This window comes from Longimonas sp., assembly GCF_046498435.1.
GTDB lineage: Bacteria > Bacteroidota > Rhodothermia > Rhodothermales > Salinibacteraceae > Longimonas.
Window position 1 is genome coordinate 1 of sequence record NZ_JAWOAR010000045.1, and the last position, 13,635, is coordinate 13,635.

The 13,635-nt window shown below is 58.8% G+C and carries 12 protein-coding genes; 5 read left to right on the forward strand and 7 right to left on the reverse strand.

The genetic code is table 11. The features are described from left to right. The first annotated feature begins 878 nt into the window (after positions 1–878). Entirely contained in the window at positions 879–2,186 is a 1,308-nt protein-coding gene (locus R6U20_RS01800) for an MATE family efflux transporter (RefSeq protein ID WP_410336161.1), read from the forward strand. A gap of 36 nt (positions 2,187–2,222) precedes the next feature. Here R6U20_RS01800 and htpX read toward each other — a convergent pair whose 3' ends face one another. The 5 genes from htpX to R6U20_RS01825 all read right to left on the reverse strand — a co-directional run bounded on the left by htpX (position 2,223) and on the right by R6U20_RS01825 (position 5,837). Next, complete coding sequence (gene htpX, locus R6U20_RS01805; RefSeq protein WP_410336162.1) at positions 2,223–3,062, reverse strand: zinc metalloprotease HtpX; 840 nt, start codon at positions 3,060–3,062, stop codon at positions 2,223–2,225. A 231-nt stretch (positions 3,063–3,293) separates the two neighbouring features. Beyond that, complete coding sequence (locus tag R6U20_RS01810; protein WP_410336163.1) at positions 3,294–3,611, reverse strand: hypothetical protein; 318 nt, start codon at positions 3,609–3,611, stop codon at positions 3,294–3,296. 163 nt (positions 3,612–3,774) lie between these two features. After that, entirely contained in the window at positions 3,775–4,854 is a 1,080-nt protein-coding gene (locus tag R6U20_RS01815; RefSeq protein WP_410336164.1) for a LysM peptidoglycan-binding domain-containing protein, read from the reverse strand. A gap of 87 nt (positions 4,855–4,941) precedes the next feature. Further along, positions 4,942–5,262: a tetratricopeptide repeat protein gene (locus tag R6U20_RS01820; RefSeq protein ID WP_410336165.1), complete on the reverse strand. Its 321-nt coding sequence runs from the start codon at positions 5,260–5,262 to the stop codon at positions 4,942–4,944. 95 nt (positions 5,263–5,357) lie between these two features. Beyond that, the gene (locus R6U20_RS01825; protein ID WP_410336166.1) at positions 5,358–5,837 is read right to left on the reverse strand and encodes a hypothetical protein; all 480 of its coding nucleotides are present in this window, start codon (positions 5,835–5,837) and stop codon (positions 5,358–5,360) included. A gap of 620 nt (positions 5,838–6,457) precedes the next feature. On the opposite strand from R6U20_RS01825, the gene alr reads away from it, so the two are divergent. From alr to R6U20_RS01845, 4 genes are all read left to right on the forward strand, one after another. Then, a complete protein-coding gene (gene alr, locus R6U20_RS01830; RefSeq protein WP_410336167.1) occupies positions 6,458–7,615 on the forward strand; it encodes an alanine racemase in 1,158 nt (385 codons plus the stop codon). Positions 7,616–7,919: 304 nt separating this feature from the next. Beyond that, positions 7,920–8,633 carry a response regulator transcription factor gene (locus R6U20_RS01835; protein ID WP_410336168.1) on the forward strand — a complete coding sequence of 238 codons (714 nt, stop codon included), beginning with the start codon at positions 7,920–7,922 and terminating at the stop codon, positions 8,631–8,633. 135 nt (positions 8,634–8,768) lie between these two features. Further along, the gene (locus R6U20_RS01840) at positions 8,769–10,226 is read left to right on the forward strand and encodes a sensor histidine kinase (RefSeq protein ID WP_410336169.1); all 1,458 of its coding nucleotides are present in this window, start codon (positions 8,769–8,771) and stop codon (positions 10,224–10,226) included. Positions 10,227–10,318: 92 nt separating this feature from the next. Beyond that, the gene (locus R6U20_RS01845; protein WP_410336170.1) at positions 10,319–10,765 is read left to right on the forward strand and encodes a hypothetical protein; all 447 of its coding nucleotides are present in this window, start codon (positions 10,319–10,321) and stop codon (positions 10,763–10,765) included. A 247-nt stretch (positions 10,766–11,012) separates the two neighbouring features. On the opposite strand, the gene R6U20_RS01850 is transcribed toward R6U20_RS01845, so the two are convergent. Further along, on the reverse strand, positions 11,013–12,059 hold the full coding sequence (locus R6U20_RS01850) for an LLM class flavin-dependent oxidoreductase (protein ID WP_410336172.1): 1,047 nt from the start codon (positions 12,057–12,059) through the stop codon (positions 11,013–11,015). Positions 12,060–12,185: 126 nt separating this feature from the next. Then, complete coding sequence (gene cysC / locus R6U20_RS01855) at positions 12,186–13,568, reverse strand: adenylyl-sulfate kinase (RefSeq protein ID WP_410336171.1); 1,383 nt, start codon at positions 13,566–13,568, stop codon at positions 12,186–12,188. Between the last annotated feature and the right edge of the window lie 67 nt (positions 13,569–13,635).

Consider the following 13,635-nt stretch of genomic DNA (forward strand, 5'->3'; position numbering starts at 1 on the left):
CAGCAGCAGTCCGGTGGCCAGGAGCGCGGTGCCAATGAGGATATTTTTTTGGGTAGGCATGATGTATCGGGTTGGTAGTCAGGGAGTGCGTTGGGGCACGCCAGCGGCGTGGTACGTGTTTAGGTACTTGGAGCCCGGGACTGGGATCAGTTTCGATAGCATTCGCCTCACAGGGCGCCGGGGACGCAAGCGGTCCCCGGCTATGGGTTTCCTTAGCCCGGGATCAGGAGCGAAGCGGATATCCCGGGCGATCATTGAGACCCGCTAAACAGATACCCTCCCCGAGGAGGAAGGAACTATAAGACGCTCTTATGAAGTCCCCCCTCAGAACGGGCTGTGCCATGGGTTCAGAAGGCGTACAGCTCTCCATCGCCCTGTCATCCAGATCCTGAATCGAGTTCAGGACAGGCAAGGCGCCCCTGGCGCCGCTGATCCGGAGCCGAGCGAAGCGAGGGCCGAAGGTCATGCCTGTGGTACGCACGAAGTAATCCATTCGTTGTTTGAGGGGCGTCTTCTACGTCTCGCGCGCATTCATCTATTGGGAAATGGATCCCAGATCGTCTGCCGGCGGCGGTCGGCATCCGTCTGGGATGACTGTGTAAGGGCATAAACACGCACTTCTGCACGGTCAACAGCACATGCATGTATAGCACAACGCGTGCTTAGAGTCTTGCTGAGCGTCGAGGAGATGGTTCGGCGTGCTTCGCGTGCTCACCATGACAGGTTTTGGGGGAACACAGAGTTTGGCACAGTCTCCGTACCCTAACATTCAGGTGTGACACACCAGTAGCACAGCACGCCCTCGCATCCAACGAACTTTCTCTGACGCCTTTCGTGTGGATGCCCGTTCGAATAATCTGTGCCCTTCTTCTTCCCACATGCGCTTTTGGACTGCCGATGACCGTGCCATTTTCCGCCTGGCCATTCCTGCCCTGGCCGGACTGGCCGCTGATCCGCTCGTGTCGCTCGTCGATACCGCTTTTGTAGGTCAACTCGGACGGGTGCCCCTGGCTGCGCTGGGCGTCAACGCATCTTTGTTCTCGATGGCGTTTGTGGTCTTCAACTTTCTGGCGTACGGCACCACGCCACGGGTAGGGCGCCATGTGGGCACCGGCGACTATGCCGCTGCCGGACGCGTGGTGGTGCGTGCGGTGGTGCTGGCGCTCATTACGGGCGCGGCTGCGCTGCTCGTGCTGCAAGCCGCTGCCGTACCGCTCCTTCGCTTGATGGGAGCCACTGGCGAGCTGTTGGAGCCGGCTCTCAACTACTTGCGCATCCGGGCATTTGCAGGCCCCGCCGTACTTCTCATTACTGCTGGACACGGTGCGTTTCGTGGCTATCAGGATACACGCACCCCCATGTACGTGACCATTGGGCTGAATCTGGTGAATCTGGTGCTCGACCCGGTTCTTATTTTTGGATTGGGCTGGGGACTCACCGGAGCCGCTGTGGCTACCGTAACGGCGCAGTGGGTCGGTGCCCTCGTGTTTATGGGACTGCTCTTCCGCACCTACCGCACTGAACTTCAGATTACGTGGTTCTGGCCAGCCCCGCACACGCTTCTGCCGCTGCTTCGCGTGGGGCGCGACCTGATTATGCGCACTGCTGCCCTGGTTGGCACCATGACTCTCGCCACCGCCGTGGCTGCGCGCGTCGGCGTTACGGCAGTCGCTGCGCATCAGGTGGCCGCCCAACTGTGGCTGTTCATGGCGCTGGTCGTAGATGCCCTTGCCGTATCTGCACAGGCCCTTGTCGCCAAGCACCTTGGTGCAGACGCGCTCGCCCGGGCCCGTACCGTGTCGAACCGGCTGATGGGCTGGGGGCTGCTGCTGGGCTGCCTGCTCGGCATCGGGTTTGGCATGCTGCGCCCCGTACTGCCGGACTTCTTCACCAACGACCCGGCCACCATCCAGTCCATTCTGGCAGTATTTCCCGTCGTGGCTCTGCTTCAACCGCTCAACGGCTTCGTATTCGTTGGCGATGGTGTATATATGGGAGCCGAACGGTTCCCATATCTCGCAAAGGCCATGCTCCTTTCTGCCGGCGGGGCAGCCACGGTACTTCTTCTCGTACAACCTATGGGCTGGGGCCTTTCAGGTGTTTGGGCCGGCATCACGGTGCTGATGGTCCTGCGCACGCTTACGCTGGCGGTGCCCTACCTGCGGGGGCAGATGCTTCAATCATAGTCTCAGGCAAGCCGCACGTGTGCTGCACCCATCGGGCTACACTCCCGTGCGCGCCAGTTCGTTCAGACGGGCCACGCGGTCTTCGGTTGAGGGGTGCGTGGAGAAGAGGCTTTTCAGCCCACGCATCCCACCCGAAAACGGGTTCACAATGAACAGATGCGAGGTAGCCTCACTGCCTCCACGCATAGGCTGCTGTTGCGCTGCCGACTCCAAACGCCGAAGCGCCCGCGCGAGTCCGAGCGGATTCTGCGCAATTTGGGCGCCATCTCGGTCGGCTACGTACTCGCGCGAGCGAGAAATCGCCATCTGGATCAGCACTGCAGCCAGTGGGGCCAGAATCATCATTAGGAGCGCACCAATAAGTCCGCCGCGCTCGCGTCCACCGCCAAAGAAGAAGCCGAAGCGCGCCAGCAGGGTAACCGCAGCGGCCATGGTGGCAGCAACCGACGAGATTAGGATGTCGCGATTCTTGATGTGCGCCAACTCATGGGCAATTACGCCCTCCAACTCCTCACGGCTCAGAGCACGCAGAATCCCCCGCGTTACCGCAACGACACCATTCTTGGGATTGCGTCCCGTTGCAAACGCATTGGGCTGGTCTTGTGGGATGATACACACACGAGGCATCGGCAGGTCGGCACGGCGACGCAGCCGGTCAACTATGTCGTAGAGTTCGGGCGCTTCGGCTCGGCTGACCTCCTGTGCTCCGTGCATCTTCAGCACCATGGAGTCGCTAAACCAGTAGCTGAAGAAGTTCAATCCTAGTGCAATAACCAGTGCCACGGTCATGCCGCCGGTACCGCCAATTGCCTGGCCAACCAGCGCAAACAACACAATCATGAACGCCATCAAGGCGGTGGTGCGAAGCGTACTCATGGTCTTGTAGGATTCGCTCTTGAAATATCTCCATACATCAAGTCATGATGCAATATCTAAGAGGTCAAACCCTGTGCCCAAGTTCAAAGCGCTGTCGAAATGTCAGCGTTCCGTTACGTCCGTAGAGGATATGCGTAGGGGATGCGATGATCGGACCATCTGCTGCAGCATCTGTGCTACGACGCAGGCGTTTCGATGAATGCCTGAGCAACCGGGCCTTGCTCTCCGTTGCTATGCGTTTTCATTGTGATCGGCGTTATTGGGCTCAGCAGTAGGCGGCGCGTCGTGTTCTGCTTGATGATCTGGTTCGTTGCTTGGCTCTGCCTCGGGTGGGGTGCGATCGAAGACCCCGGCTTGGCGACGACGTTCGTAGCTGTACACGATACCGGCACCGGTGAGCGCCGCTATGATGGCACTGACCAAGGCGGGCAGTGTGATTGTGCCCTGAAGAATAGCGGAAACGCCCTGTATCCCCCCAAACGCGAGTGCAAAAAACAGCCCGGCGTGTCCCCACGGCGGCCACGCATCAGAAGACAACGAATCAGACATGACAACGCGGTAATAGTCTGAAGAGGAAAATACGCGTGTCTGCCTATGCCAACCCCGCGCATCTGTTCACGATGCAACCTTTTTCTGTGTAGAGGTGCACATTGTCGAGATGCAGCGGCTTTGTCACTTCCCCAACAGCATGATGTAAACCGATGGAGGCTGATTACGAATCGCGGGCTCGCCACACCACGCGTAGGCCGACCTCGCCCGACTCGTCCAGCGCAAGCGCCTCGGCAGCCGCCTCCGAAATCTCGGGACCATTCACGCTACGATCGACGATGCGCACAAAGACATGCCGCCCGTCTTGGGGCGACGCATCGATCGGCTTCGAAAGCAGCACGACCGAGTCGAACGGTAAGGTTGGATGACTGCCCACCAAGACATCAGGGTCGTAACGAGCCCCGCTGGCGGTAAGGCGTCCGGCAAAAGACGATGGAAACATCGACACCTGAATGGTATCGGGGGCGGCCCATGCCTCCGACAGCTCGGGCTGTTGGCCGGGGATGCGTAGCTCTTGCCCAATACGCAAGTCGTCAGCGTCCATGTCGTTGGCTGCCTGCAGGGACCGCACGCTGACTCCATAGGTGCCAGCAATACTATAGAAGGTCTCGCCCTCAGTAACGGTGTGGCGCCCCGTCTTGACCGCGCTGGCAGGCAGTTGCACCACGTCGGGGAGCGTCTCGGGGCCCTCGTTCCAGCGCCATAACGAATCGGCAGATAGGCCAGTGTGCAAAGCCAGGTCAATCCACGTAGCTCCTTCGGGGCGCTCTACACGCGCACTGTCTCCTGCTGCCGTCTCGGGCTCTTCCTCATCAGATGCTTCCTGCTCTGCATCGGAGGACGTTGTTTCGGTAGAATCGGTGGTATCTTCGGAGGCAGATCCCTGCGCCGTGTCGGGCTCCACAGGGGGCAGGCTGTCGGCCACAGGGGCTGTATTGCGCGCATCGGGCGCCGCGTCGGCGTTGGTCGAGTCCTCTGCAGCGTCGTTATCGGGACGCTGGAGAGGGCGCACACGCAGCGTGTCTCCGACAGACAGCGTGTCATCGTCCAGGTCGTTCCAGGCTTGCAGCGCACGCACCGATGCTCCTACACGCTGGGCAATGCTGTACAGCGTATCGCCCGACTTTACGACGTACGTGTCGGTGCTTTGGGCTGCGGCTGGGGCCGGTCCTCCAAAGTGCACAATCAGCATGCCTATCAGCAAGAAGCCGACCTGCCTTATCCGGTGCAGTGTATGGTTCATAGCCTTTCTTGATGATCTCACAGCAACACGGCTTTGCAGCTCTTTCTATTTGACCTGGCTTCCCGATCTTGAAACCGGGCGGTAGGGCTAAAACCCAACTCCTTTTGCCTGCATGAGTGCATCTTGCAGCTCTGACAAGTTCTTGCGATCGCGTTGCTTGCGCGCAATGTCAATGCCCTGCTCATACGTCTCAATGGCCTGCTCAACGGCTCCCCGCCGCTCATACAGTTTCCCCAGGTGGTAGTACGTCCCTAAATAGTCAGGCTGCTGTGCCACCAACTGCTCAAAATAGGCCTGTGCAGTATCAAGGTCGTCTTGCTTTAGGTGTTCTCGCGCCAGAGCGAACTGGGTGAAGGCATCATCGGGGTCTTCTTCCAGAAATGATTCAAGCTGTGCAATGCGATCCATACGGCGGGATAAATCAGGATGAAGCAACAGAACCGTGAGAGATACCAGTAGCACAATACGGCGCACCGGCTCCGGTGTGTCCGATCGTTGGCGACTTACGCCTCGGTTACTTCGGAGCGGTTGTGCGTCACAATCAGATTGAGGCAGTGCTTACGCAGCGTATTCACGTGCACCGCATCATCGATACCCAGCACGACCGGATTTGGATAGGACGCAACGCGCTCGAAAAAGTACTCTACCGTGGACGGCATGGCATCGGCGCTGGGGGTGTCGGGTTCGTCTACATGATGCCATGTAAGTAGCGTATCGAGGCTGTCTACAAAGAGGATGGCACGCTCTTCAGCCCCGCTGTCGAACACCTTGCGCAGGCTGTTCTGCGTATGCTTGCGGCGCTCCCCGACCAGCGAAGCCGCCCGAAACTGAAGCACATTCTGGTCGGCCAGGTCCACAATAACACCGAAGGTCTGCTGCCGGTCAGCGCGTGCCCCCCCAACAAGCCCAATGCAAGCCCCCTCGGTTTGGAGCGCCTTGTCGCAGTGGCGGCGCACATGCGTGCTGGTGTGAGCAACTTGCATGATCGGGACAACGTCAGACTCAGAAGATGATGCAGCCATGATCAGCATTCGATGACATTTTGCATGCAGAAATTGTGAACATTAATTAAGCAAAGAAGACTCGGATGTTCCGGCTATTGCCGAAGTGCCAGCCAAAAACGAATGGTCGGAATTTCCTTGAGGATCCGAGATCTCTATTCGCGAGATCATTCCATCCAGGATGACGAAGCGGGAGGTCGGCCCCCAACCTCGCCCCCTGTCATACTAAACCCGGTTGCCGTATGGCGGTATCGCTTCTCTTCCGAGTACCGGATGTAATTCGTCAGTCGGCATTCGGCCTCGTGTGGGTATGAATAGATGGATGGATGGAAAGATGAATGCCTGGTAACTGTTAGATCACAAGTGATACTCTCCAAGCAGTCATCCCCAACCGAGCCTGCAGAGCTGGTATCATTCCCCGGATCGGAGCCTGGGGCAGACCGGTGGGAGCTGGAAACGAGCAACGCGAGTTCACGCCCGTAATTTACTTCTTAGGCTCATGTCTGTAATCCCATACCTACATGGAACGTTATGCCGGGAACCTGCTCCAAAGCAGTGTGCTATGTGCATTGCCCCTGTTTCCTACGGACGCCGCTTGTTTCATGTACAATGCGCCAGTACGTGCTACCATTCGCACCGACCGGATTCGCCACAACGTGCAGGTGATTCGTAAGCAGGCGCATCCAGCTGCCCTCATGGCTGTGCTCAAGGCCGATGCGTACGGCCACGGCGTACGCCGCATTGCACCGCTTCTTTCCGATGCGGGCGTTCGCGCCTTTGCCGTAGCTCGGGTACACGAGGCTCTTGCCCTGCGCGACCTCGGGATAGAGGGCTTCATTCTGGTCTTAGCCCCCCCAACGCGCGATCAGCTCCCTGCATATGTGGCGCACAATCTACACGCGTCGGTTACCAGCCCCGACGTAGCTCGCCTTCTTCTTCATTCTGACCTAAGCGCGTCGCTATCGGTGCATGTGAATGTAGATACGGGCATGCATCGCCTTGGTGTTGCGTGGGGCGCGGTTCCGACCTGGTGGACTCGCTTGCACAAGGCGCCCATGCTTTCGGTAACCGGCGTGTACACGCACCTGGCTACTGCCGATGCCCCAGCCCATCCGCTCAACGCACGGCAGCTCCAGCGCTTTGCGAATACGGTGGCTGCCCTCCGTCCTTCCCCACGCGCTGTACACGTTGCAAATACCGATGCACTGACTCACCTGCCCGACCGGCTTCCCACAGATGCACAGTACGTACGTGCCGGTCTCGGTCTGTACGGACTTACCTCAACACCTCCTGATGCCCGGTATCAGCGGCCTACCGACCTACAGATGGCGCTCTCGCTTGAAGCGCAGGTTGTGCATCTGCATACGGTTCCAGAAGGGGAAACGGTGTCGTACGGTGCGCGCTGGACCGCTCCATCCGATACACGCGTTGCAACAATTGGGATCGGGTATGGCGATGGCTATCCTCGTGCAGCCTCTGGATCCGCTTACGTACGCGTTCATGGCACCTTGCGTCCCATGGTGGGAAGCGTATGCATGGATCTGTGCATGGTAGATCTTGGTTCCCCCAATAGCACACTTGCAAAACGCACAGCAGTTGGTGATGCAGCGATACTCTTTGACGATACCGCCCCCACCTTGCACGACTTAGCCCGTTGGAGCCAAACCATTCCCTACGAACTCTGCTGTCAGTTGGCCCCACGTGTGCCACGCCGCTATCAGGACCCTACACCCGCAACAGCGGAGAACGGAACAATTTAGAGAGACTATCATCGTTAATTCCACTGCTTTCATACCAATTAATCGTGCTGTTGCAGCAACGGTCTTCTTACGTGCACCCACTTTTTGCGTGCACCGGGCGCATGCGCCCTTCATCGCGGATGCCGCGATTACTTGTGTAGGTTGACCATTAACCAGGCCGTGTGCCTGCCCTTGTATCCCCCTGTAACGTAAGGAGAGCCAGAGGGGCTGCCCATGTTGATTTTTGTGGGTGAGGCGCTGTGTCTCATCCCACCTTGTAAGCTTGTACTTTCCGTTATTCTCTTTTTAATTTTTACGGATCCCCATGCCCATTACCGCAAACCCCAGCGAGATCGACATCTTAGTTGTCGACGACGAACGCAACATCGTTGAAATCGTTAGCGATTTTCTGAGTGCTGAAGGATACAACGTTCACCAAGCCTACGACGGCGAGGAAGCACTCGAAAAGGTCAACTCTGACACCAACCTCGTCATTCTGGATATCATGATGCCCGGAATGGATGGCTTTGAGGTGTGTGAAAAGCTGCGCTCCCGCGTTGAGACGGAGATGATCCCAATTATCTTCTTGAGCGCGAAGTCGGAAGTCGAAGATCAAATCGAAGGGCTCACCATTGGCGCCGACGACTATCTTACGAAAGAATCGGGCTGGAAGGATCTGCTCGTGGCTCGTGTAAAAGCCGTGCTGCGCCGCTCTGGTGTAGAGGAAAGCAGCGTCATCGAGGAGGGCGACCTTACCATCTACGAGGATGAGTACAAGGCCCACCTGCATGGCGAAGATCTGGAGCTTACGCTGACCGAGTTCGAACTGCTGCGCTACCTGGTGCGCCACCCGAAGAAGGCGTTCACCCGCCAGCAGCTGCTCGAAACGATCTGGAAAGACCACATGATGGTGACCGAGCGCACCGTAGACGCGCACATTAAGAACTTGCGTGAGAAACTGGGCGACTTTGCCGAGCACATTCAAACGGTGCGGGGCGTAGGCTATCGCTTCATCAAAGAGGTGTCGGCAGAAGCCTAATCGCTTACTTTGGGCGCGTAACGGGACCTATCGGAACCGCCGCGCTCTGCTGTATCCCCTGTGGCCTGGACGTACACTGCGTACGCCAGGCCCTTTTTTTGCCGCCTGCTGTTTATTCACTAACGGTGCATCGTTTTGCCCTCTTCTCTCTGGAGCCGCCTGGTCCCTGAACGCAAAGAAACGCAGTTCTGGATGGTATCTACCTTCACGCTCTTTGTGGGCGCAGCGGTCGTCCTGGTTGCGTTCTACGTGTTCTTTGTGTTTAAAAGCGACATCGAAAACGGGATGCAGCGCACACTTAACAATCAGGCGGAGCGCGTTGCCTTGCAGATGGACGAGCTGCCCTCCCCCCAGGAGCGTAGCGACGCCTTGGAGCACCTGCAAGGAATGACGGAGTGGTCGGTTACCGTGGCTACGCCCGATACCGTACTGGGCAGCATGCCCTTTGACCCGGAGCCGTCTGCCCCCGATTCCTCGCGCTTCTTTGATGTCAACACGCTCGACACCCTAAGCGAGAGCACCATCCGCTACCAAAATCGCCTGCAAGCCAGCGAGCCACGCGTGTTCTACGCCACCTTGTATCGTCCCGAAGCAAACCTTGTAGTGCAGGTCGGCCAGCCCGCCTCGCCGCTCTATCGCCTCCTCGAACGGAGTCAGATCGTCATCCTGGCCGGCATGGTGCTGGCGCTGATCCTGACTGTCATTGGAAGCTGGATTGCCGCATCCAAAATTACCACGCCACTCAAGCGTATCCGCAATACCGCGCAGCGCGTAAGTCGCGGGGAGCTTACCGGGCGCATTCGCATCGATAGCCGGGCAGCGGAGTTTCAGGACCTGGCGGAAAGCCTCAACCGGGCCTCGGACAGCTTCCGCGAGAAGATCAACGAGTTGGAGCGGATGGCTCAGCTCCAAAGCGAGTTTATTGGGAATGTATCGCACGAGGTGCGCAATCCCATCTTTGCAATCAGCGGCTACCTGGAGGCGCTGGGTACCTCGCGCCTGTCGGAAGAACAGCGCACCCGCTATGCCGAAAAGGGCCTGAACAACTTGCAGCGCCTCCAGAATCTCTTCAACGACCTGATTGAGATTGCTCGGCTCGAATACCGCGAAGACCTGATCGACCGGCGTGTATTCGACCTGAAAGCTCTTGTCGATGAGGTGGTGGAAATGCTGCGCCCCAAAGCCGAGAAGAAGGGCCTCAACCTGGAGGTCGATATTCCAAACTTCAAGGTCCATGCCGACCGAGCCCGCATCCGACAGGTGCTCGTGAACCTGATCGAGAACGCAATTGCCTACACCGATGAAGGCGCTGTCCGCTGCCGTGTTACGCGCCGCGTGGATAAGGTGCGCATCGACGTAGTAGACACCGGCAAGGGCATTCCCGAAGAGCACCTGGAGCGCATCTTTGAGCGCTTCTACCGCGTGGATCCCGACCGCTCGCGCGAGAGCGGGGGCACGGGACTTGGCCTCAGCATCGTAAACCAGATCCTGCAGGCGCACGGCGAGTCGGTCAGCGTGGAGAGCACCGAGGGACGCGGCACGCGCTTTAAGTTTGAACTTCCGCATGCCCAATCCGAGAATGGGAAGGCGTAGACACAGCCTTCCCACATGCAACATTGCCATGCACCGAGACGTGCACACTGTGTGGAGAAAATGCAAAGTGTATCATAGATCCAGCCCGTCTCATGCTGAAGTCCACTCGTGCCCTAATCACATTTGCGCTGCTCATTGGGGTTACTACTGGATGCGACTTTCTGGGCGGTAGTAACGATGCGCAGGAGGTTGTCGGGTTTATCGGGGAAGACATTGTCTCAACGGCCCCACTCGCGGCGCCCGACACCGTCCAAGCCGGTACGTCGTTTGATGTAACAGTGACCACCTTTGGCCCGAATCTGTGCTGGCAGGCATCACGCGAGGAGGTCGAGCGTGAACCCATGCGCGTTTCCATTACGCCCTACGACAAAAGTCCTTCGGGCGATGCTGTCTGCGCCGACGCAATTGCGGAAATGGAGCGTACGGTTTCCGTGACATTCGAGGAGCACGGTGAGGCTACCATTGTCGTAAACGGACGCGATCGCTGGTTTGACGACCCCGAACCCAAAACGCTCACTCACACGGTCATCGTGGAGTGATCACCCAAAAAGAAGTAGGGACACGGCGCGTATCTGTTTAGCGGGCCTCAATGATCGCCCGGGATATCCGCTTCGCTCCTGATCCCGGGCTAAGGAAACCCATAGCCGGGGACCGCTTGCGTCCCCGGCAATCTGTGGGATGAAGGCCATCGGCACTGCATGTCCCCTGGACGGTCACGTCGCTAAACACATACCACGGCGCGCCGTGTCCCTACAGAACGGTCTAACCCGATTGGTCGCCCTGTACTCACGCTGCCGCTACGTTCTTCAGACGCGGAATGACCTCTTGCCCAATGCGCTCCACCTCTTCGAGCATGGGACTGCACTGCACGAGCACCAGGTCGAGGCCCACGTCGGCGTAGGCGTTCAGGCGCTCTACAATCTGATCGGGCGTGCCCACCAGGTTCGGGCGCAGGCCGCGGTTTGAGACGGAGTAGTCCTTGAGGTCGACCTCGGAGTCCAGTTCTGAGTTTGCCACGAAGTCGTCGTAGCTGTCGAATCCTTCCGCTTCGTAATCAACCGTGGTAATGCGATCCAACTCAGCCTGGGCTTCGGCCTCCGTATCCCGGCAGATCATATACGCGGCCATGCCAAACTGCATATCGTCGGGGTCGTGTCCCGCCTGAGCGCGGCGCTCGCGCAGATCGTCGATGTCGCCCGCAATCTTATCGACCGAGCCGCCGTGCATCAGGTAGTGGTCGCACTGCTCCGCGATGAAGGTGCGCCCGGCCTCGGAACCGCCCCCCGCGTACAGCGGAATGCCGCCGTCTTGCACGGGCTTCGGCGCCAGCACTGTGTTCTCAACGGTGTAGAACGCCCCGTCGTGCGAGAAGCGATCTTCGGTCCACACCCCGCGCATGATGTCCACAAACTCGCGCGAGCGTTCGTAGCGGGAGTCGTGCTCGATCCACTCGCCGGCGTACATCTTCATCTCCTCCTCCCACCAGCCGGACACCAGGTTAATCTCGAAGCGCCCATCCGACATGTGGTCGATGTTCGCTGCCATCTTCGCGGCCACCGCAGGCGAACGAAATCCCGGACGCAGCGCCGCCATCAGCCGGATGTTCTCGGTGACAGGGGCCAGTCCGGCCGTGGTTGTCCAACACTCCAGGCTCGGCGCCTCGATACCCTTAATGTCGTTCAGGTTCAGTTCGGCAATCAGAATCGTCGAAAAGTCGTGCTGGTCGGCAGCCTGGGCCACCTGCTTATTGTACTCGAACGTGGGCGGCATGCCTTCGTCCTCCACGTTGCGGAGCCATCCGCCAAAAATGGGCAGCCAAATGCCAAGATCAATCATGAGCAGTCAGGGGGATTCGGACAGTTCGTATCAGTAAAAAAGGAGCGTCTCAAAAAAAGAGCGCACCAGCCGGTCGGCCCATGCGCTCTCTTTGCGTTACGCTGCTACGTGGAAACCAAGATTTTACTCAGCTTCGGGAATCAGGCCGCGTGCTTCGAGCGCATCAACGATCTGATCCACGCAGGTTTCTACGTCGTGTTCGTCGGTGCGCACGACAATTTCAGGATCTTCCGGTTCTTCGTACGGCGCAGAGACGCCGGTGAAGTTCGAGATTTCGCCCTTCTCGGCTTTCTCGTAAAGTCCCTTCGGATCGCGCTCTTTGCAGACCTCCAGCGCACAATCGACGTGCACTTCAAGGAAGCGTCCGTCGGGCAGCAGTTCGCGAACGCGGGTACGGTCTTCGCGGTAGGGCGAGACGAACGTGCAGAGTGTGAATGTGCCTTGCTCGAAGAAGAGGCGCGAGACTTCGCCCACGCGGCGTACGTTCTCCTCGCGGTCGTTGGCCGAGAAGCCCAGATCGCCCGAAAGGCCGTGGCGCACGTTGTCGCCGTCGAGATGCATGGTCTGGATGCCGCGGTCGAAGAGGCGTTCTTCCAGCGCCTTCGCCACGGTCGATTTGCCCGCGCCCGAGAGGCCCGTGAACCACATCACAGCGGCTTTGTGACCGTTCTTCGCTTCGCGTTCTTCGCGCGGAATGGCCAGCCCTTCCCACACCACATTCGGACTCGTTTGCTGCTCCTTGCGGGTGGTGCTTTCTTCGCCTACGGCAGCGACATCTTGCCCCACGCCGCGAATCATGCCGCCCGCCACAGTCGCGTTCGTGTCGGGATCGACCAGGATGAAGCGGCCGGTGTGGCGGTTTACGCGATAGCTATCAATGAAGAGCGGGTCGGCGGTCTCCAGCTCCACGCGGCCAATTTCGTTGAGCGTGAGCGTGTCGGCCTCTTCGCGGTGCAGCGTCTTCACATTGATGCGATAGACCAGGTTCGACACGTACGCCTGCGTCTCCCGCGTGCCATGCTGCACAATGTACGGACGGTCGGTCCGCAGCTTCTCTTCATCCATCCAGCAGAGATCTGCATCAATCTGCCGTGTCACTTCGGGACGGTTGCGGCTACGCACAATCATGGAGCCGCGGCTCACGTCGATCTCGTCGGTCAGCGAAATCACGACCGACTCGCCCGGACTGGCTTTTTCTTGCTCACCGTCGAGCGTAACGATGCTCTCGACCTCGGTGGTCAGGTTCGAGGGCAGTACGACGACTTCTTCGCCCGGACGCACACTGCCGGAGGCCACTTGCCCAGCGAATCCACGGAAGTCCTGGTGTGGACGAATCACGTTCTGCACGGGGAAGCGGAAGTCGACCTGGTTGCGGTCGGTCTGCGTCTTCACCGTCTCCAGTCGATGCAGCAGCGTAGCGCCCTGGTACCAGGGCGTCTTCTCGCTCTCCATCACGACGTTATCGCCCTTGAGCGCCGAGATCGGGATGAAGGTGATATCGTTCACGTCGATGCCGCGACCTGCTAGGGACCACCAACGGCAGCATCCGGTTCAACCTGGTGAGCGACCTGAA